The following is a 20,138-nucleotide window of genomic DNA, read 5'->3' as shown; positions in this document are numbered from 1 at the left end:
ATCGCGTGTTCTGCAAGCGGCCGACCTTCAATGACGAATTTCTACCCACCTTCAACCGTCCGAATGTGACGCTGGTCGATGTCAGCGAGGCAAAGGGCGTTGAACGAATCACGAGTAAGGGCGTTGTGGCTAATGGCCTCGAATACTCAGTCGATTGCATCATCTACGCGACCGGGTTCGAGATCGGCAGTTTCATTCGAACCTCTCGCTTCGAGATCTACGGACGCGAGGGTCGGAAGCTTTCCCAGTACTACAAAAACGGCCTGCGTACCTTGCATGGTCACTCAACCAGCGGCTTTCCAAACTGGTTCTTTATTGGCGTCGGGCAGAATGCCTTGTCGGCGAACATGACTTCGATGTTTGATGATCAGGCTCAGCACATTGCTTACATCATCAAGGAAGTGCGAAGTCGCGGCGTGGTTGCGGTGGAGGCGACACCGGAAGCCGAACAGAAGTGGGTGGAGACGATTCGCGGGCTCGTGGCCAGCAGCAAGGATTTTCTCTCCTCCTGCACGCCCGGCTACTACAACAACGAAGGCGATACTTCGTCGATCGGAATCTTCGACCAGATCTACACGCCCGGCATCAACCAGTTCAATGCGATGCTGGCCCAATGGCGCGAGAAGGGCGACCTTGAGGGACTGCAATTGCTCAAATAACGGCGAAAGCCTTTTCAACCTGATTGAGGACTACGACTTTGCAATTCGAAACATTGGCAACTGGCTACGGACTATTGGAAGGCCCGCGAATTGACGAACGCACCCGTCTTTACTACAGCGACGCACGCGGTGGCAGGGTCTTTCGCCGCAGTCCTGATGGCACGATAGAAACCCTCATTACCGGTCGCAAGACAGTCGGCGGCATCGCTCTCAACCACTGACACCGCGCACAACGATTTCTTCGAACGGGTATACTGAGGAGCCGAATGGAGCGTCCTCACAGAGTCCTTCTCGCGCAAGGCGTTTCTCGCCCCCCGAGCGATGGACCAGCTCACGTGTCTCAGTGTAAAACCGGGCTTCTCCAGTACCTTCCCCCGCGTCGGTCATTCACCGCCCTCAAACTTTACCATTTGACTTTGTCGATGAACCAGAATAGAGCCTGAACAGAAATTCATGAATTTATATTCACAGCGGCGGAGAAGATTAAAGGCCTCAATTCAAATCACTGAGCAACGGCGTGAGGAAAGCGAAGCGCGGGCGCAGCGCATTATGGATGCAGCGTCGCGAGTTTTTATCCGCCGCGGAGTGGAAAATGCGACGATGGAAATGATCGCACGCGAGGCTGGTGTCGCGGTCGGAACCATCTACATCCATTTCGCATCGCGCGACGAAGTGTACCTGAGCCTGCGCGCCGAATTCGGCAAGCGACTAAGCGAAGGCCAGCGGCGAGTGAAGTCTCGCGGGCTAGAACCCCTCGAAGAAATTCGTGCCCTTGGATCGGTCTACATCGAATATCTCCATGAATACGGCGAGCCGGTTCTGATCAGCGAACCAGTGCGATATTCCGACATCAGAAAGCGATTGAGGCGTGCTTCAGAACTTAGGGCTTTCGACCGCGGCAGTGCACGTAGCAAGCAACTCTTCCGAGTGTTCAGCGGCAGCGTCGAGCGGGCCTTCACTAAGGGTCTGATAAGTGATCCCTTGGGGCCGATCGGTGTATCGGTTGCGATCTGGTCGACCATCAACGGTGCATTTATGGTCGCTCGCGATCCCGACCATCTCGCACACACGACTGGACTCGATGCCAAGGGATTCTTGAGCAAAGCCTTTGATTCGTATTTGCAAGGCCTGGTCGCTGCGGCGCGAACGAGGGGCGACGATCCAAGACCATCAGGTGAAAGGTAAAAAGTCGAGCACGAGTTCGCCTTAGGAGAAACGGCGGTGCGCGTCGGAGTAGCAATCTTCAATCAGAACTATGGTGACTGGCAGCGCTACGAAGCCGAAGAACGCGGCGCGGCGGTGTCTAGGGATCCGGTTCGGCCGGATCGCGACCTATTCAACGAAGAGCTGAACCTCGCGCGATTCGCAGACGAAAGCGGCTTCGATTCGGTCTGGAGCTGAATCCTGCGCCGATAACGGTCAACGGCGATGCTTTCCCGGCGAAGGACGTAAAACAACGGGCCGCGCAATAACAAACTCTTTAGATTTGAATCCGCTCCGGTCACCGCAAACTCCTGAGGGAGGACTCAGAAATGGCTACCCATGTCGTGTCCGCTGATTCCCACGTAATGGAACCCGCCACTTTGTGGACCGAACGCCTGGATCGCAAATTCCAGGATCGGGCGCCCAGGGTCGTGCAACAGGAAGATGGCAGCTACCGGTTTGTCGCCCCGGGAATCCATCCATTTCCTGTGGCGGCCGGCTTTGGTATCGGCAAGAGCGGCGCCGAACTCAAGGAGCATCTTAGGAAAGGCTACGAAGCTGCGCGTCCTAGCGGATGGGATCCGGTTGAGCGGCTCAAGGATCAGGATATCGACGGGGTCGCGGCCGAGGTGCTCTATACCACGCTTGGGATGCCGCTTTTTGCGCTCGACGATGCCGAACTGCAACATGCGTGCTTTTCCGTCTTCAACAACTGGCTGGCCGAGTACGCCTCCCATGCCCCCAAGCGACTCTATCCGATCGCGCTGATCCCCTTGGAGGACATCGAGGCTGGAGTGAGGGAACTTCAACGCTGCGCCAAGATTGGTTTGCGCGGCGCGATGATCTGGGGCGCGCCACCCGAGGACCGGCCGTATTCGAAAGCCCTGTACGATCCCTTCTGGGCGGCCGCCCAGGATCTAGACCTGCCGATCTCGCTGCACATCATCACGCAGAGAAAACAGCGCGAGATCAAATTCAAGTTCGACAGGTCGAAGGAAGAAGAAGCCGGCGATGCGAAAGCGGGCGCTGCAAAAGAGGACGGTGCGACGGCGAGTCCTTTTCCAGCCATCGATCCGATTTTCGAAATCCAGCAGTCGATTCGCAGTCTGATTTACGGAGGTGCGCTGGAGCGCTTTCCAAAGCTGAAGATAGTTTCAGCGGAGAACGATGCTGGCTGGGTTGCCCACTACCTCCATCGTCTCGATCACGGCCACGAAAAACTATACGGCAAGCAGCCCGGTGGAAGATTGAAGAAGATGCCGAGCGAGTACCTCCGCGAGCATCTGTGGGCGACCTTCCAGGACGATCCAGTCGCACCGCTAACGTGCAGCTATTTCGGCGAGGACCATTTCATGTGGGCGTCGGATTTTCCGCACACCGACTCGACCTGGCCGCATTCGCAGGAAGTCATTGCCCGCGACTTCGCCAATGTTAGCGACACGGTCAGACGCAAGATCTTGTCCGAGAATGTGATCAAGCTCTACCGGATGGACTTGAACTGAGGCGCAACGAAGGAAAGTAGCGGACGCAGCCGCGATTGAAGCCGGCCGCTCTATCAAGAGGTCACGATGATGTCTTACGATTTGATCATTCGCAACGGAACTGTCGTCGATGGATCGGGATTGCCGCGCTACCAGGCCGACGTCGGCATCGTGGGCGATCGCATCGCCTCCATCGGGAAAGTCAGCGGCACCGCAAAAGAAGTAATCAATGCCGAAGGGCAGGTGGTCTCGCCTGGTTTCATCGATGGCCACACGCACATGGATGCCCAGATTTTTTGGGACGCTCTCGGCACCTGCTCCTGCTGGCACGGCGTTACTTCGGTGGTGATGGGGAACTGCGGCTTCTCACTCGCGCCGTGTGCTGAAAAAGACAAACTCCTGGTCATGAAGAACCTCGAACGGGCCGAGGATATTTCACCACGCGCGATGGAGGCGGGAATCAAGTGGTCGTGGGACAACTTCGCTCAGTATCTCGACGCCGTCGACCGGTTGCCGAAAGGAATTAACTACACCGCCTATGTCGGTCATTCGGCGCTTCGGACTTACGTGATGGGAGAGCGAGCTTTCACGGAAGAAGCCGATTCCGAAGACCTCTCGGCAATGAAGCGCGAGCTACGAAATGCGATTCAAGCGGGAGCTGCGGGTTTCAGCACTTCGCGCAACCGCAACCACGAAACACCTGATAGCCGCCCGGTCGCCAGTCGCCTCGCAAGTTGGGACGAAGTTCGACAGCTAGTCGGTGTGATGGGAGAACTGCGCGCCGGAGTCTTCGAGCTCGCCCAAGAGAGCGTCGATCGCGATCCGGAACTGATGGTCGACTTCAACAAGAGGCTCAAAACGTTGGCGGTCGAAACGGGCGTGCCGGTGACTTTCGGAGGTGCATCATCGCGCAAATCTCCCGATCCGCAAATGTGGCGTTCGTTCTTCGACCTGGCTGACGAAACCGTTGCCGCCGGCGGCAAGATGCTGGTCCAAACGTCCAGCCGGTGGATCAGCGTCCTGCTCTCGTTCGAAAGCGTGATGCCGTTCGACAATGCGCTCGTATGGCGCGAGGTGCGCAAGCTGCCGTTGCCTGAACAGGAAGCCGCGCTAAGAAATCCCCATATGCGCGCCAAGTTGATCGAGGCAGCGCGCGAATACGTCCGTAATCCCCATCGCACGATCGGCGCGGAAGCGCGGCCGCCGGAATACGACTGGTTCTTCGTGCTGGACAAACCGCTGCCGCCCTGGCCGTCGCTGGCCCAGCTCGCGCGAGAAACAAGCAAGGACCCGCTCGATCTGATTATCGATCTTGCGCTCGAAAAGCATCTGAAGCAGTTTTTCATTCAGCCGGTAGTTAACGAAGATCAGGACTTAGTGCTGGCGATGATGCGCCATCCGCGGTCGGTCGTCACTTTCTCCGACTCGGGCGCTCATGTTTCGCAAATCATGGACTCATCGATTCAGACACATCTGTTGGGTCATTGGGTGAGAGAGCGGCAGGCGCTTACGCTCGAGCAGGCTATCCGTAAGATAACATTCGAACTGGCGAGTTTCTGGAGACTGCGGGGACGCGGCCTGTTACGCGAAGGATCCTTTGCCGACGTAGCTATCTTCGATCCCGCGACAGTAGCGCCGCAAATGCCCACGCTCGAATACGATCTCCCGGCCGGAGCGCGGCGACTCAAGCAGAAGTCGACCGGATTTCTCGCAACGATCGTGAATGGCCAGGTGTTGCTCCGGAACAACGAACATACCGGGGCCCTGCCGGGCCGATTGCTGCGCGGACCAATCGCGCCGGGGGTGTAGAGCTCGTCGAGCTATCTACAAGGCCGCTAAGAGGACGAACCAGGACGAAAATGGATAAGCCAATCATTTCCGCAGATTCACATATCATCGAGCCGCCCAACACCTACGTTGAGCGAATCGACCACAAATACAAGGACAGCGCGCCACGGATGGTGCCGCACGAGAAGCTCGGCGATGTGTTTATCGTGAAAGACATCGAGACGCCGCTGTCGCTTTCGTTTGCTGCCGCCGCCGGAATCGAAGCCCGGAAACTGGAGAAGCTCAGAGACTCCGGCACCAGGTTCGACGATCTTCATCGTGGCGGATGGGATCCGAAAGCGCGTATTGCCGACCAGGAACTGGATGGCATCTCCGCGGAGATAATCTATCCATCACTCGGTATGTTCCTCTGCAACCACAAGGACTTCGATTACAAGAAGGCGTGCTTCGACGCCTACAACCTGTGGCTTGCGGAATACTGCGATGCGAATCCGGACCGCCTGATTGGTATGGGACAAACCGCGATGCGCTCGCCCGCCGAAGGTATCGAGGACCTTCGGAAGATTAAGGGGTTGGGTTTCAAGGGTGTGATGATGCCCGGCAATCCGAAGCTCGAGGATTACGACAGCGCAGTTTACGACCCCTTTTACGAAGCAGCGGTCGATCTCGGCATACCGCTAAGCTTCCACATCCTGACCAGCCAGGATGACAGCTTAACCAGTAGTCGTGGTCCTAAACTGAACGCCTTCCTTTCGATTATCCGCGGTTGCCAGGACCTCATGGGCGTGTTCATCCTGGGTGGTGTGTTTGAGCGTCATCCGAAGCTGAAGGTGGTGTGCGTCGAAGCGGACGCAGGTTGGGTGCCACATTATATGTACCGGATGGATCACGCCTACGATCGTCATCGATATTGGTTGCCGGCCGGCACGCTATCAAAACTGCCGAGTGAGTATTTCCGCGAGAATATCTACACAACGTTCCAAGACGACTGGGTGGCTTTCAAAAGCACCGAGATGCTGAATCCTCACCGGCTCATGTGGGCGAACGACTTCCCGCATAGCGACTCAACCTGGCCTAATTCACAAGCGCTATTGCAGAGGCATGCGCAGTCGCTGACCGAAGACGAAAAGAACTGGATTCTGCACGACAACGTCGCCGAGCTCTACGGCTTGAGCGTCTGAGACACAGGAACCCTAGAGGCAACATCATGTCATATGACTTGTTGATCAAGAACGGAACCGTGGTCGACGGAACCGGGGCGCCGCGACGCCAGGCCGACGTTGCGGTCAAAGACGGGGTGATCACGGAAATAGGCAAAATCACGGACGGTGCGGCAAAGACGATCGATGCCGATGGGTTAATTGTGGCGCCCGGCTTTGTCGATCCGCATACGCACTTCGACGCGCAAATCTGTTGGGATCCTCAGATCACTCCCTCCTCGTGGCATGGTGTGACCAGCGTGGTGATGGGCAACTGCGGCGTGGGGCTGGCGCCCTGCCGCCCGCAAGTACGCGACATCGTGACGCACGATCTGGTCAACGTCGAGGCGATCCCGTACGAAGTGCTCAAACGCGGCGTCACGTGGGACTGGGAGACATTTCCTAGCTACATGCAAGCAGCCGCGAAACGCGGGAGTGCGGTGAACCTAGGGTTCATCGCGCCGCTCACGCCGTTCAGGCATTACGTTATGGGCGAAGAATCGATGGAGCGCGCGGCGACGCTCGAGGAAACGGAGAAAATTGCGGCGCTCTTGCGCGAGGCTGTAGGCGCGGGTGCGCTCGGCTGGTCGCTGACCACGGGCGTTCAACATATCGGCTACAAGGGACGGCCCTTGGCCTGCCGGTTGGCCGACCGGTCGGAATTAAAAACTTATGCGAACACGCTAGGCGACCTGGGCAAAGGCGTTATCGAAATAACCCTGACGCAGAAGTTCGGTCATATCCAGGACCATGAGTTGGATCTCCTGCAATTCCTGCTGGACGAGAGCGGACGGCGTGTTACTTGGCTGGCAGTATTCGATCTAGAAGACCAGCCGAATGCCGCGCTCGAGACACTGCAACGGTCAGAGCAATTGATAAAGCGCGGCGGTGTTCCACAGATGGGGTGTCGACCGTTGATTGCCGAAATCGAATTCAAGTCGGGGATGGCTTTTTCCCTGATGCGATCATGGCAACCGGCTGTTGGCCAGCCGCCGGAGAAGCTGAGGCAGCTTTATGCTGACCCTGATTTTCGGCGCGCAGTAGTCGACGAGATGAAAGGGGGCGTACTACGCCGCAATTTCAACCGAGTCGAGGTTTGCGACGTCGGCAAACCGGAAATGAGAAGCCTGATAGGCAAATCTGTCGCCGAGATCGCACGAACTCGCGGACGCGAAGGCCACGAATTCGAGACTATGCTAGACCTCGCGATTGAAGACGACCTGAACGTCTCCTTCATGCAGGCGGTCTTTAACACCAACGAAGAAAGGCTGAGTAAGTTGATCAATGATCCGCGCCCGATGATTGGTCTCTCGGATGCCGGCGCGCACGTCAGCCTCTTGTGCGACGCGGGCTATTGCACCTATCTGCTGGGCCATTTCGCGCGCGAACTTGAGGCCATCACGCTCGAGTACGCCGTCAAGCGTCTAACGTCGGAACCGGCCGACTTCTTTGGTCTAGACGGGCGTGGCCGGCTGAAGACCGGAAACGTCGCCGATATCGCGGTCTTCGACGCCGCCACGGTTGGCTCTGCGCGGCGCGGCACCATGAGAGATGACCTGCCGGGAGGCGGCAAGCGTTTGATAGTGGCGGCGACCGGCGTGATTCACACCTTCGTCAACGGTGTGCCCGTTTACGAGAATGAGCGCTACACCGGAGCGACTCCAGGCGAGGTTTTGCATTCGTAGAACAAGCATTAGCTGGTGGGTGAACAGCTATTCGGAAACGAAACCCCTTTCATGTAGACGCATCCAGGAGCAGTCAAGGTCATGGCGAACACACTGATCACCAAGCCGATTATCTCGTCCGACTCGCACATCATGGAACCGCCCGACACTTACATCGCGAGAATAGAGCACAAGTACAAGGACATCGCGCCGCGCGTAGTGTGGCAGGAGCAAAGCGGCGACACCTATGTCGTTGAGGGTATGAAGCAAACGATCCCAATGGGACTTGTCGCCGCAGCCGGGGTTTCGGCGGAAGGCCTTGCGACCTCGGCAAGGTTCGCGAAATTCTCGGATCTTCATCGCGGAGGATGGGATCCCGAAGCGCGGATGGCCGACCAGGACCGCGATGGAGTTGCCGCCGAAGTCATCTATCCTAGTGTCGGGATGGTTCTGTGTAATCACCCCGACCCGGATTACAAGAAAGCCTGCTTCGACGCCTACAACCTGTGGATCGCGGAGTACTGCAGTCCGCATCCGGATCGTTTGCTGGGCCTTGGTCAGACCGCGATGCGCACGCCCGATGAAGGCATCAACGATCTCGAGAAGATCAGGTCGATGGGACTGCGCGGCGTGATGATGCCGGGTTTTCCGATTGTCGAAGACTACGACGGCAAGGTCTACGACGAGTTCTTTGAAGCCGCGATCTCGATGAACATGCCGCTCAGCTTCCACATCCTCACCTCGCGCGAGGGAATTGCCAACCCCCCGCGCGGGCCAAAAGCCAACTCCTTCATGTCAATCATCCGGGGTAACCAGGATATTATGGGAATGCTCATTATGGGGGGTGTTTTCGAGCGACATCCGAAGCTCAAGATAGTTTGTGTCGAGGCGGATGCCGGTTGGGTGCCGCACTTCATGTACCGGATGGATCACGCATACGATCGCCATCGCTTCTGGATCGGCATGGAGAAGCTGTCTAAGCGGCCGAGCGATTATTTCCGAGAAAACATCTACACGACATTCCAGGATGACTGGGTCGCCTTCCAAAGCACGCGCATGTTGAATCCGCGACGGCTCATGTGGGCGAACGATTTCCCGCATAGCGACTCGACCTGGCCCAATTCGCAGGAGCTGCTCCGCGAGCATTCGCAATCGCTGAGCAGCGAAGAAAAGGACTGGATTCTTCACGACAACGTCACAGAGCTTTACGGGATCGCGATGTAGCGGTCGAAGCTTGGTTTCAAATGGGATGCGTTCACCGCGCCCATGATCCCGATGGAATGGAAAAAGCGCAGGCGGAGAGGTTATCGATGGCGCCACAATTTCGTCGAATAGTCACGGGCCACGATGCCGAGGGAAAGTCAATCGTAGCAATTGAAGGGCCCGCAACGGCTTTTGGAGCGTTCTGGCAGACAGATGGCTCACCCGCCGACAACGGCACGCCCGGCGATGCCGCGCAGTCAGTGCATACGCTCGAGCCGGCGCCATCAGGGACCATCTTCCGTTACGCGGTCATTCCTCCCGAAGATCCCAATATCTCCCCGGCGGAACGAGAGGCAGCTACCGCAAAAGCATTTGCTCAAATGGGAGCCGAACACTGCCGCCCGGACACCAGCCGCGATGCGGGAATGCACAAGACCCGCACGGTTGACTACGTTTTTCTGCTCGCAGGCGAACTTACCCTGGTGCTCGACCGCACCGAGGTGAAGCTAAAGCCCTTCGATGTCGTGGTTCAACGCGGCACTAATCATGCTTGGATAAACAAGGGCAAAGAGCCGGCGATTCTCGGCGCGGTCCTGGTCGATGCGCGCAAACTATAGGTTGAAGGTTCACTATGAGTGAGCGTAATTTGCGGGTGCTGGCCGCGGGCTTCAAGTTCCTCGAAGGCCCACGCTGGCGTGATGGAGAGCTCTGGATGGCCGAAATTGGCGCCGGAGAAGTCGTTACCATCACTCTGGCCGGTGAGCGACGTACAGTAGTAAAGGTGCCTGGAACACCATCCGGGCTTGGCTTTCTTCCGGACGGCACGCCTCTAGTCGTCTCGATACGCGAGCGGCGCCTGCTGCGTATCAAGGGGAACAAGCTCGAAGAGCAGGCCGATCTCAGCAAACTTTCGCCATTTCTAAACGACATGGTCGTTGACCGCCAGGGCCGAGCTTACGTCGGAGATTTTGGCCACGACGTTTTGAATGGTGAGCCGCCCAAGCCCGGCTCCATCATACTGGTCCAACTCGATGGACGAGCATCAGTGGTCGCTCGTGGACTCAAGTCCCCAAATGGCTCGATGGTTACGGCAGACGGGCATCTCATCGTGGGTGAAAGCGGTGCGAACCGCTTGGTGAGCTTCCCAATAAAAACCGACGGCTCGCTTGGTGAGATGTCTCTCCTTGCGGACCTGGAGGGAGCGCCAGATGGTAGTTGCCTGGATGCAGCGGGCGCAGTATGGGCTGCTTTGTTCGACAGAAACCGTTTCGTTCGCGTGTTGAACGGAAAAGTAGTCGAGACGATCGAAACTCCCGGACGCCATGCGGTTGCCTGCCAGCTTGGTGGATCAGCGGGACGGACGCTGTTTTGCCTAACCTATAAAGGCGCGCTTCGCGACATCGGGAAAGCGCTTGATGCTCAGGTAGAAATCGCCGATGTAGATGTGGCGGGTGCCGGCTCTCCTTAAAATGCAGAGCCGACATCAACGACCAATACAATGCGGGCACTGATCGCCTTTACTAATCTGATAACCTTCAGAGAGAAGAACATTACGATCCGAACCTGGCAGCGAGGATTAAAACAGATTCATCTTGCTCGATCCGAGTTCTTTGACTGCGTCGGGAGTGAACACCTGAGGCTGGACAGGTAGAAGACGAACAATCTGACTAGTTCGCTAGGCATTTCTATTTTGGTTCTGTGAATGAGCAAAGAGCTCTTCGCCTCCACTCGTCAGGTTTTTCAAAGGGTGGAGCGGCAAGCGATATAGATATTGGGACCTCGTCGATACCTGTAGTGTGCCGCGGCGGCCGAGATCGATTGCTGCTCGAATTTCATGGGTGCCACATATCCGAGAGGCGAATGCAGCCCGCGCGTCCTGTATACCTCGTCGGTTACCGACCGGCACCCGGTAAGATTTCGTGTTTGCCGCGGCACTTTCCAAACACCCAGGCTTTAACGGACCTTGGTCGATTTCTCGATGCACGGTCTTGCACGCCGGATGCGACAGCGGCTTCGCTCGGCGTGGATGTCCGATTCACATCCAACATAATTATTCCTTCGTGCTCGAAGATTTTGTGCGCTTCGTCGAGCCCACGGCGGAGTGCCACATGAGCGCAGTGGCATTGCGCGAACTGTGCGAAACGACACAGAAACGACACCGTCGGCCCGTCAGGAAGGCTTTGTGGTTCGTCAGGACTCGCCCAACACGATCTCGGCGAATCGCTCAGGCCCAAGATTCCTCAATGACGACGCGGGGCTTGCCGCCGCGCGGAGTGGAAGCGATAATGCATACTCTCGGTGGACGCATAGCTCAGCCCGGTTAGAGCACTTGCCTCACATGCAAGGGGTCCCAGGTTCAAGTCCTGGTGCGTCCACCAATAATTCTCTAATCAATCACGGTAGTTTTTCGAACTCAGTTGAGAAGCGTCTTCACTGGGAGGTCCGACTGTGGGGACTTTTGTGGGGAGTCTGTTGCAGAAACCGCGGTTGAGGCCGCTCGTTCGAGCGCTGCAATGGCTTCTTGCTTGGCCTGGCTGCGTATATGGCTGTATCGGGCGAGCATAGAGCGCGATACGTGCCCGGCGAGGCTCATGATCGTCTGCTCTGAAATCTCCGGTCTCTCCGCCAGACGTGTGATAAACGTGTGGCGGAGATCGTGCCAGCGGTAGCGTATTCCGGCCGCCGCGCAGGCGTCCTTCCACGCCTTCTTCCATTGGCCGATCGGTTGCTCGAAGCAGACCCCATAGATATGAGGCTGGCGCTTGTGACCTACCAGCCCGATCGCGTGGCGGGGGAATACAAACGTGTCCACGCCGGCTTCCGGGAATCGTGACAGCCAAAGCGTCAGCGCCGCGCGGGCACGTTGGCTAAGAGGAATGGTGCGCCCTGTTCCCGCCTCGGTTTTCGATTTTGGAACGGTGACGAATCCGCTTTCGACAACACCATTCTTCCAAACGAGACTAAAGTCTTTGCGACGCAACGATCGAATCTCCGCAGCGCGCAGCCCCGTGTCGAGCGTTATGACCAGGAGAGGAAGCAGCACGGGGGACCTGCTTTTTCCCGCCGCGGCGATCAATTTTCTCTCATCTTCGTAGTCGAGGGCGCGGCCGACGTCCTTGCGCTCGCGCAACATTTCGACCGCATCGCTAATCGGACTCCACAGGCGGTGGGCTTTCAGGACGGCGCGGAGCGCGCCGACTTCGATGTTGGCCGTTCGAGCCGAGATACCGGCGGCCAAACGCCTCGTCTGATAGGCGTGGATGTCCTCCGGGGAGATATCGCAGACCAGCTTTGTTCCCAAGACCTTAACCAGGGGTTTGAGCGCGTACTTGTACAGTTCGCCGGTATTGCGCGATCGCCGCGTGCGCTTTTCCTGAATGAGACGTTCCGCAGCGATCTTGAATAGCGGAATCTCTTTAGCTTTCGTGATTCGGTTGATACCGAGTTCGAGGTCGCGCCGGCGTTTTCGCTCGGCTTCCTCTGCCAACCTCTTTGAGTTGGTCTTCGCACTCTCCCGTATTCGCGAGCCTGCGAACGCGAACTCGTACCAATACGTCTGACCGCGCTTGTAAACGCTCATAGCTTCCCTTCCTACGCCGCGCGATCGCTGGCCTCGGCCAGATAGCGTTGAACGTCCCTGTCTAGCAGAACCACGCGCCGGCCGAGGTGCGCGGCCTTTAGCCTGCCGCGCTTCACTTCAAGGCGCAGAAAAGGAACCGATACGCTCAGGCTGTATGCTAGCTCTTCGAGGGTCCAGCCGAGCTTGGGACTCTTGGATTTGCTTTCCTGATCCATGATCACACCTACTGAATTGGAGTCGCGCGCGGGGTTACTGAAGGGGCGCGAGGCGCACCGCGCACTATCGAGCATATGTAGCGATCGCAGAATTGTCAAATTCAATAATGTCGTCACGCGGTCCTATCGTCATTACTGGCTCAACAGTCCTAGCTTCACGAGCCGGACCCGCGCTGCCTGCTCGCAGACCTGGCAGCGCCTCGTGCCAGCGGTCCTCGCCAATGTCATATGCCTCTCCTCTCGTGTTGGCGAAAGGCGAGGCCGCTGGTTTCGGAAGATGACTTCGAAAGCGAATCAGAGCCGCTTCGCTCGTCGCATCCCGGTTCAATTGGCGGCGCAACCCCTCGTGTGGGGAAGTTCAGATCCGCGCCGTCAACCGAGTCGCTAAGCTTCAGCAACTTCCGCCCCGGCGCAGCGGCCAGGGCTATAAGACAACCTTCAACTTGACTGTCGAACGGTTAACGAGAGCTCTCGTCCTCAACAGCAATTTCAGAACGTTCATCCGTTCAACGCGTCGTGGGGGCCCCTGCAAGTCAGGCGGTCCATCGCCATTGCACGAGCAGAGCGACAATTGCGACGATGGCGCCCGTGAAACCGAGCGACATCAAGGCTCGGGCGGCATTTTCCTGCCACGGCTCCGCGCTGACTCCGGCACCGGCGATCGGGATGATCCTGCCCGTTCCGTAGGCCGCTCCGAACAGCAAGCCGAGCCACCCCAGGTAGAGTGAAATCCACATGGTGTGCGCGATCAAGCTTGCCCATCCGAGCGAAATCGTGAGATGTGGTATCAGCAGGCCGAAAACGATAAGCGCGAGCCCGCTTTCGATCGCGTCCAGGTGCGCGGAGACCCCGATGCGCGGACTGCGGAACACCGGAATCCCGAAGCCGGTGAGCAACCCGAGCAGAAACAGCAACGCGCCCATAAAACTCAGAGTTGAAGAAACGCCTTCCATTTGAGACCTCCCGATGTTACAGACTTGTAGTCGGTATATGTGGAAGAGTTACCGACTGAGAGTTGGTTTGTCAAGTCCTCTTAAGAAAAAATGGTAAGCCAGGCTGAGAGACGATCCACCACCACACGTGCGATTCTTGACGCCGCCCGAAGACTTTTCACTGCGCGTGGTTTCGACCAGACCAGTGTTGACGATATCGCCGCGCAAGCGGGAGTCGCCAAAGGCGCCGTTTATCATCACTTCGCTTCCAAAGAACTGATTTTTGCGCGCGTGTTCGAGGAAATGACCGCTGAGCTGGCAACTCTCGTCCCGGCGGCCGCTCGAACAGGAAAGGACGTGCTCGACAGCATCGGACGCGGCACCCTCAAATATCTCACCTCGATCTCGAACGACGAGTTTAGGCAGGTGCAGCTGATCGATGGTCCGAGAGTGCTTGGATGGGAACAGTGGCGCGCGATCGACGCACGTTACTTTTCCGGAATGACGAGTGCGCCGGTCGAGGCGAGGCTGCGCGACCATGCTTCCGCGCGCGAGATCGAGGCCTTGGGCCACCTAATTGCCGGCGCCCTCACGGAAGCGGCTTTGGTCTGCGCGACTTCGCAGCATCGCGCGCGCGCCGCCAAGGACCTGAGCAGCGCCTTGCAAAGGATGCTCGCGCCATTCTTCGGCGCGCCGTCATGAATATGCGTTGAAACCACACGTCATCCGCCGCCCCTTCTATGGGTCCGCAGGAGATCCGGGTTAACGCAAGAAAATGCACAGCCGAATTATGTCGATATTTCGCGCTGGTAGCGCTTGGCTTTCAGCGGCCCCGACTAGATACACGGCATAATTCGAGAGTCTGCATAGTGGCCGAACTCATGGCCTAGGGTCATGCGGAGCCTGTTCGCGGCCAAGCAGTCGGTCGATCGGCGCACCGTGCTCGAATCGCCCGCAATCCGCAACGGGGGCGACCCCCTCTTTGGCCCAGCATCGGGTTGTAGCCCCGAGGCAGCCCTAATAATTTCGCTCTAAACACTCCACTGGGTATCCAAGGTAAACTCTTGAATTTTCTGTGAGCGACCCGACCCATAGGTAACAGAACGGTAGGGTCGAGAACTGGCGCGCGCAACGGTAGGTGGAGGGTTTCCAGCCACTCTCTTTCGATAGAGTGGTGGGTTCACAGTTCCACCATAGTCACAAGGGTCCAGCCCGGACGCCTTTCGTGCTCACCGAACACTCCTTCCACGCCATCGCCACTTCCTCCCAAGAAGCGAGAAAGTGTAACCTAGGTGTCCGGTAGTGCGTCGGCGAAAGCTGGCGCGTTCAGCAGGAAGTGAGTCCCGCCAAGGCAAGAGCCAGAAGCCTTGTAGCTTGGATGGCAAGGAGGAGGGAAACCAATGACCTGAAGCCCATCGACAAAATCGTCGAAAGGACGACTGCGAGTCACCGGGCCGCAGCGCAAGCGAACGCACAGGTGGCCCCGAAAACATGAGATTTTGGCGCGCCCTGAGGAATTTGAACCCCCGACCATCTGATCGTAGTCAGATGCTCGCTTGAAAAAATGTCTTTGAAGCGTCGGCGGTGACGGCGATTCTGCAAATAAGGTGTGCCTCGTTTCTGACGCCGCGATGGTCGAAAAGCATGGCGGTCCGTATGATTCGCCGCGCGCATACTGCGATCGGACAAGGAATGATCTGGGTCTCAAAACCCGCGCAGTCGATGACACGCTATTCGAGACTGGGCGCACCATGATCGAGCTGGGACTGGTCAAAACCGGCGCTCAGGTAACCTTCGGTTAAGAATGCGCCGCGCGGAAGGAAATCCCGATTGGATTCGTGCAGCGAATCGATGGCATCGCGCGCAATCGCGGCGCTGCGCTATAGAAGCGTCATAGAAGCAGTTGCCGCGGCAGTTACTTGATTATCTGCGCGTACTATGTGGCAAACGATTTGCTCCTGATCGCGGCGCAGCGTTTCAAAACTTCTGAAACGGGCATCGGAGAACGGTTTGGCGACATTGAAAGAGAATCGCGGGGTCGGGAGAGTATCGATTAAACGAAGAGCATTTCTGAAAGCCGCTGGATCGGCGGTGCTTCTGCCGCTTTTGCCGCGCGGCCTGATGGCGAGTACGAATTTTCGCCGCCGGCGCCCAACGGATGCCGCATGGCCATCGCAGTCCGCATGGAAACAATTGAACGAAGCGGTCGGCGGAAATCTGATCTCAGTGGATTTTCCGCTCGCGGCGCTCAAGACCGATCCCGAGGGCGCCGCCGCGAAGGCTCTCACTGACAACGTAAAGAATCCGTATTACGTCGGCGAGCAGCCCGGGCTCACGGAGAGCTTCGGATGGGTGGATGCGTGGGCGACCAAGCCGAGTGTTTACGCGGTTGCGGCGCGAAATTCCGGCGATATCGCGCAGGCGGTGAACTTCGCCCGCGAAAATCAATTGCGCCTGGTGGTCAAAGGTGGCGGCCATAGTTATCAAGGCACTTCCAACGCGCCCGACTCGCTCCTGATCTGGACGCGCCAAATGCGCGATATCGAGATGCATGCCGCGTTCGTGCCTAATGGATGCGAGCACGTAGTGAAGCCGCAGCCTGCGGTGACGGTTGGTGCGGGAACGATCGGACGATGGGCGTATCAAGCGGTGACCACCGAAGCCGGCAAATACGTCCAGGGCGGCGGATGCCTGACGGTAGGGCTTGCCGGCCTGGTTCAGGGCGGCGGCTTCGGAAGTCTCTCCAAGCACTACGGTACCGCCGCGGGGAGCGTGCTCGAAGCCGAAGTGATCACCGCCGACGGCCAGGTTCGTATCGCGAATGCATGTACCAATCCGGATCTGTTCTGGGCGCTGAAGGGCGGTGGAGGCGGCACGTTCGGCGTGGTGGGCAAGATGACACTGCTGGTTCACGATCTTCCCGAGTACTTCGGCTCCGTCGATCTCACGATCAAGGCGGGATCGGATGATTCCTATCGGCGCCTGATCCGGCAATTCGTGGGTTTCTACCGCGAGCATCTCTTTAACGACCATTGGGGCGAGCAGGCGCACTTCGCTCGAGACAACAGGCTCCATGTCGCCATGACGTCCTGCGGGCTCGACATAAGTCAGGTTAGGAAAACTTGGCAGCCATTGCTGGACTGGGTGGCGAATTCAGACAGCGGCTGCTCGATCGAGGGACGTACGAGCATGGACTGCATACCGGCGCGTCACTACTGGGACTCGCAATGGTGGAAAGAACACTGGCCGGAAGTCGCGTTCCCTCGTAACGGCAATCCCTGGCACGCGCTGCTTGACGACGTCCTCGTCCACCTGATGAGCAACCCAGCCGTGACTTTCGACAATCGGCAGGGCGCCAGTCCCGAGAACGCATGGTGGAAGGGCGCCACCAACGAGGTCGCCATGTTCTGGTGGGGATATGAATCGCTGTGGCTGCCGGACTCGTTGCTTAAAGACGATGCGCAGGAGCCCCTCGCCGATGCGCTGTTTGCCGCGTCCCGGCATTTCGACTATGCGCTCCATTTCAACAAAGGGTTAGGCGGGTCGCCGCCCGAAGCGATCGCGCTCGCGAAAGACACCTCGACCAATCCCGCGGTGCTCGACGCATTCGCGCTGGTGATCTCGTGTGATGGCCAGAGGGCGGCGTATCCGGGAGTCGCAGGACATGAGCCGAACGTTGCAGATGCGCGCAAGGCCGCGGATGCGATTCATCAGGCGATGGATCAGCTTCGCGCCGTCGCGGGACAAGACGGCGCGTACGTGAGCGAGAGCAATTACTTCCAGAAGGACTGGCAGCAAGCCTACTGGGGCGGCAATTATCCGCGACTCGCCGCGATCAAGAAACAATACGATCCCGATGGGCTGTTCGTCGTGCATAACGGAGTCGGCTCGGAAGAGTGGAGCAGGGACGGCTTCACCCGGCTCTAGGCGCGGCTCATATCTGCGCGAATTCCTGACTGGCAGTTAACGATCGATCGAACTTACGTCGTCACGGGGGCCGCATCGGGGTCGGCGCAGCAACCGCGCGTTGTCTTCGCGAAAGAGCAGCCCGGGTTATAGCGTGCGATCTTCACGACACGGAGGTTGTTGCGGATCTAGCGACCGGCGAGGGACGCGCGGCATTGGTCGAAGGCGTGACGCGCGCATCGGGCGGCAAGATCGATGGTTTCACGATTAACAAAACCAGGCCACAACTTCAGCGGCGGTAAGGATACCTCCCTCGCCTTTAGCGTTCCATCTCGAAACCCTTCTCCTTCGACATCACGGGTTGGTTTTCGCGGTTCAGGCTCCTCACCTGACCTCCGATTCCGGCACGCTCCGCCTCGCGCATCAAACCTGCGCTTCTTGAGATTTCGTCGGCTGCCCACTTCATCTCTTGCCGCAACTCTGCCGCGCGCGCCTTCGCCTCGCGATCCAGATCAAAGCGTCCGGCGACCTTGATGAATTCACGCTGCGCCCGTTTGAACCGCTCGATCGGGTCAACTTCTGGTTGCCCTATGCGGTCAGCTTGTCGTTCATTCGGCTGCGCGGCACGTTCTAGGCCTCGCCGCTGAGCGTAGTCCAGCGCGGTGTCCTTGGGCCGCGCTCTTGAGAGTCGCTCCTTGAGTGCTTCGAAATCCTTGAAGTCATCGTTTCCAACATAGAGCCTGGCATCCTCCCGATGCCGGGTCATGCCGACATAGGACAGATGGCGGTCCATTCCGGGCGTGGCAAGCACAAACGCGCGGTCGACCGTTCCACCTTGCGCCTTGTGCACCGTAGCCGCATAGCCGTGATCGATGGCTGCATAGTTGCGAAGCTCGAAACTGACTTGGCGCTCCTTTTTTTCGTCCAAAATCACTTCCACTGAATCGGCGTTGAACGATATCACCATTCCCAGACTTCCGTTCTTGACGCCAAGCTCGCGATCGTTTTTGAGAAACATCACTCGATCGCCCGCCGCAAAGACCCGCTCCCCGCGCTCGATGGCAAGCGATCCGTCATCGCGAGTCACTTCGCGCGAAGTCTCGACTTTAACTTCGGGCTCAAGCTCGCCCCTTTGCTTCAAGACCGCGCGAGCCCGCTGGTTTAGCTCCGCCACATCGGCTCTCGTGTGCGCGAGGATAAGACTCCTCTTCTCCGGTTGCGAGTCTCGCTGGTGGGCCCAGTCGCCGATCAGTCGATCCTTCGCCTGCTCCCGCGTCGCAGTGAATCGGATAGCGCCATGCTCCTGGTAGCTAACGAGGGCGGCACCGGCATTGCCTCGCGCGAAATCACGCGAGGCCTCTCGCTGCCATTGTGCCTGCTGGCGACGGATGGCCGTCAATTCCTGGTAGCCGGTCCGTTCAGCGATTGCACGGAAAGCGGCTCCCGCCTCGATGGGCTGGAGTTGCGCAGTGTCGCCGATCGGAACCGCCTTGGCTCCAGCTCCGTGAAGCCTCGCAAGCACCCGGGCCATCTGCCTGCTGCCGAGCATCCCGGCTTCATCGATCACGAACACGTCGCCGGTCGAGACTCGCTCTCGGCCGTTTTTCCAAGCCAACTCCCAAGAGGCCAAGGTCCTGCTTTCCACGCCGGACGACTTCTGCAGGTTCTCGGCAGCAATGCCGGAGAGTGCGCTGCCGCGCACACGATCGCCTGACGCCTCCCAGGCATCCTTGGCCACGGCCACCGCCGCCGATTTTCCGGTGCCGGCGAGACCCGCAAGCACCTCGATATTCCGCGCTCTGGTCATCTGCCGGACAGCCTCTCGTTGCTCAGACGACAATTCGGGATGCTTGGAAATCCCAGAGGCAAACGCGGCCTCGCCAACAGGGTGTCGGTCCGCGGCGGCCATCTCGAACGCGATTTCGGCCATCCGTTCCTCGACTCGCAGCATGCTCCGCGTCGTATATCGGATCTCTTCCGGCCCGAGGCCCACAGCACCGAGAACGACTAGTTCCGGGGAGGCTTCGAGACGTGCCATCCGGTTCCGAAACTGTTCGCCGTCGTCGATGTAACGGAAGACCTCACCAGCTATGTCGCGTCGCGTGAACGTCGACTGCCGGCGGATCAGATTGTCGAAAACGACCTCGGGGCGCTGTTCAATTCTCCTGGCGTTGCGGTCGCGGACTTGCTCTAGCTGGCGGAAGCGCTCAGGTTGCTCACCGCGCGCCCGCATTTCGTCGACCGCCCGGCCCATATGGCTGGTCGGCTCCAGACCGACGCCCTGGTCTTTGTAACTTCGATGGTCGAT

18 protein-coding genes and 1 tRNA gene are annotated in these 20,138 nt (G+C 58.3%); 15 read left to right on the top strand and 4 right to left on the bottom strand.

Annotated elements, in window-relative coordinates; translation table 11 throughout:
• The 12 genes from VGI36_00900 to VGI36_00845 form a co-directional block, all read left to right on the top strand.
• The coding region (locus VGI36_00900) for a hypothetical protein (GenBank protein ID HEY2483670.1) at positions 1 to 659 on the top strand (659 nt) is incomplete at its 5' end.
• 38 nt (positions 660 to 697) lie between these two features.
• Positions 698 to 880, top strand: coding sequence for a hypothetical protein (locus tag VGI36_00895; GenBank protein ID HEY2483669.1), 183 nt, complete (start codon positions 698 to 700; stop codon positions 878 to 880).
• Positions 881 to 1,208: 328 nt separating this feature from the next.
• The gene (locus tag VGI36_00890) at positions 1,209 to 1,844 is read left to right on the top strand and encodes a helix-turn-helix domain-containing protein (protein HEY2483668.1); all 636 of its coding nucleotides are present in this window, start codon (positions 1,209 to 1,211) and stop codon (positions 1,842 to 1,844) included.
• Between the two features lie 36 nt (positions 1,845 to 1,880).
• Positions 1,881 to 2,060, top strand: a complete 180-nt coding sequence (locus VGI36_00885; GenBank protein ID HEY2483667.1) for a hypothetical protein — start codon at positions 1,881 to 1,883, stop codon at positions 2,058 to 2,060.
• A 131-nt stretch (positions 2,061 to 2,191) separates the two neighbouring features.
• A complete protein-coding gene (locus VGI36_00880; protein ID HEY2483666.1) occupies positions 2,192 to 3,364 on the top strand; it encodes an amidohydrolase family protein in 1,173 nt (390 codons plus the stop codon).
• 66 nt (positions 3,365 to 3,430) lie between these two features.
• Entirely contained in the window at positions 3,431 to 5,152 is a 1,722-nt protein-coding gene (locus VGI36_00875; GenBank protein ID HEY2483665.1) for an amidohydrolase family protein, read from the top strand.
• A gap of 50 nt (positions 5,153 to 5,202) precedes the next feature.
• Positions 5,203 to 6,312, top strand: coding sequence for an amidohydrolase family protein (locus tag VGI36_00870; GenBank protein HEY2483664.1), 1,110 nt, complete (start codon positions 5,203 to 5,205; stop codon positions 6,310 to 6,312).
• A 26-nt stretch (positions 6,313 to 6,338) separates the two neighbouring features.
• Entirely contained in the window at positions 6,339 to 8,015 is a 1,677-nt protein-coding gene (locus tag VGI36_00865) for an amidohydrolase family protein (protein ID HEY2483663.1), read from the top strand.
• 81 nt (positions 8,016 to 8,096) lie between these two features.
• On the top strand, positions 8,097 to 9,218 hold the full coding sequence (locus tag VGI36_00860) for an amidohydrolase family protein (protein HEY2483662.1): 1,122 nt from the start codon (positions 8,097 to 8,099) through the stop codon (positions 9,216 to 9,218).
• Between the two features lie 86 nt (positions 9,219 to 9,304).
• On the top strand, positions 9,305 to 9,814 hold the full coding sequence (locus VGI36_00855; GenBank protein ID HEY2483661.1) for a cupin domain-containing protein: 510 nt from the start codon (positions 9,305 to 9,307) through the stop codon (positions 9,812 to 9,814).
• Positions 9,815 to 9,828: 14 nt separating this feature from the next.
• A complete protein-coding gene (locus tag VGI36_00850; GenBank protein ID HEY2483660.1) occupies positions 9,829 to 10,665 on the top strand; it encodes an SMP-30/gluconolactonase/LRE family protein in 837 nt (278 codons plus the stop codon).
• 832 nt (positions 10,666 to 11,497) lie between these two features.
• Positions 11,498 to 11,575: transfer RNA gene (locus tag VGI36_00845), tRNA-Val, on the top strand.
• 35 nt (positions 11,576 to 11,610) lie between these two features.
• Here VGI36_00845 and VGI36_00840 read toward each other — a convergent pair.
• From VGI36_00840 to VGI36_00830, 3 genes are all read right to left on the bottom strand, one after another.
• Positions 11,611 to 12,498 carry a tyrosine-type recombinase/integrase gene (locus VGI36_00840; GenBank protein HEY2483659.1) on the bottom strand — a complete coding sequence of 296 codons (888 nt, stop codon included), beginning with the start codon at positions 12,496 to 12,498 and terminating at the stop codon, positions 11,611 to 11,613.
• A 290-nt stretch (positions 12,499 to 12,788) separates the two neighbouring features.
• Positions 12,789 to 12,992: a hypothetical protein gene (locus VGI36_00835; GenBank protein ID HEY2483658.1), complete on the bottom strand. Its 204-nt coding sequence runs from the start codon at positions 12,990 to 12,992 to the stop codon at positions 12,789 to 12,791.
• A 533-nt stretch (positions 12,993 to 13,525) separates the two neighbouring features.
• The gene (locus VGI36_00830; GenBank protein HEY2483657.1) at positions 13,526 to 13,945 is read right to left on the bottom strand and encodes a hypothetical protein; all 420 of its coding nucleotides are present in this window, start codon (positions 13,943 to 13,945) and stop codon (positions 13,526 to 13,528) included.
• A 90-nt stretch (positions 13,946 to 14,035) separates the two neighbouring features.
• On the opposite strand from VGI36_00830, the gene VGI36_00825 reads away from it, so the two are divergent.
• From VGI36_00825 to VGI36_00815, 3 genes are all read left to right on the top strand, one after another.
• Positions 14,036 to 14,626 carry a helix-turn-helix domain-containing protein gene (locus tag VGI36_00825; protein HEY2483656.1) on the top strand — a complete coding sequence of 197 codons (591 nt, stop codon included), beginning with the start codon at positions 14,036 to 14,038 and terminating at the stop codon, positions 14,624 to 14,626.
• A gap of 905 nt (positions 14,627 to 15,531) precedes the next feature.
• Positions 15,532 to 15,726 carry a hypothetical protein gene (locus tag VGI36_00820; protein ID HEY2483655.1) on the top strand — a complete coding sequence of 65 codons (195 nt, stop codon included), beginning with the start codon at positions 15,532 to 15,534 and terminating at the stop codon, positions 15,724 to 15,726.
• A 208-nt stretch (positions 15,727 to 15,934) separates the two neighbouring features.
• Positions 15,935 to 17,851: an FAD-binding protein gene (locus VGI36_00815; protein ID HEY2483654.1), complete on the top strand. Its 1,917-nt coding sequence runs from the start codon at positions 15,935 to 15,937 to the stop codon at positions 17,849 to 17,851.
• A gap of 298 nt (positions 17,852 to 18,149) precedes the next feature.
• Here VGI36_00815 and traA read toward each other — a convergent pair.
• Positions 18,150 to 20,138 (bottom strand): Ti-type conjugative transfer relaxase TraA (gene traA / locus VGI36_00810; GenBank protein HEY2483653.1); only part of this gene is annotated, 1,989 nt, incomplete at its 5' end.

This window comes from Candidatus Binataceae bacterium (assembly GCA_036495685.1).
In the GTDB taxonomy this organism is placed as follows: Bacteria; Desulfobacterota; Binatia; order Binatales; family Binataceae; genus JAFAHS01.
The sequence above is the reverse complement of the archived record's forward strand: the minus strand, read 5'-3'. Positions and strand labels throughout refer to the sequence as shown.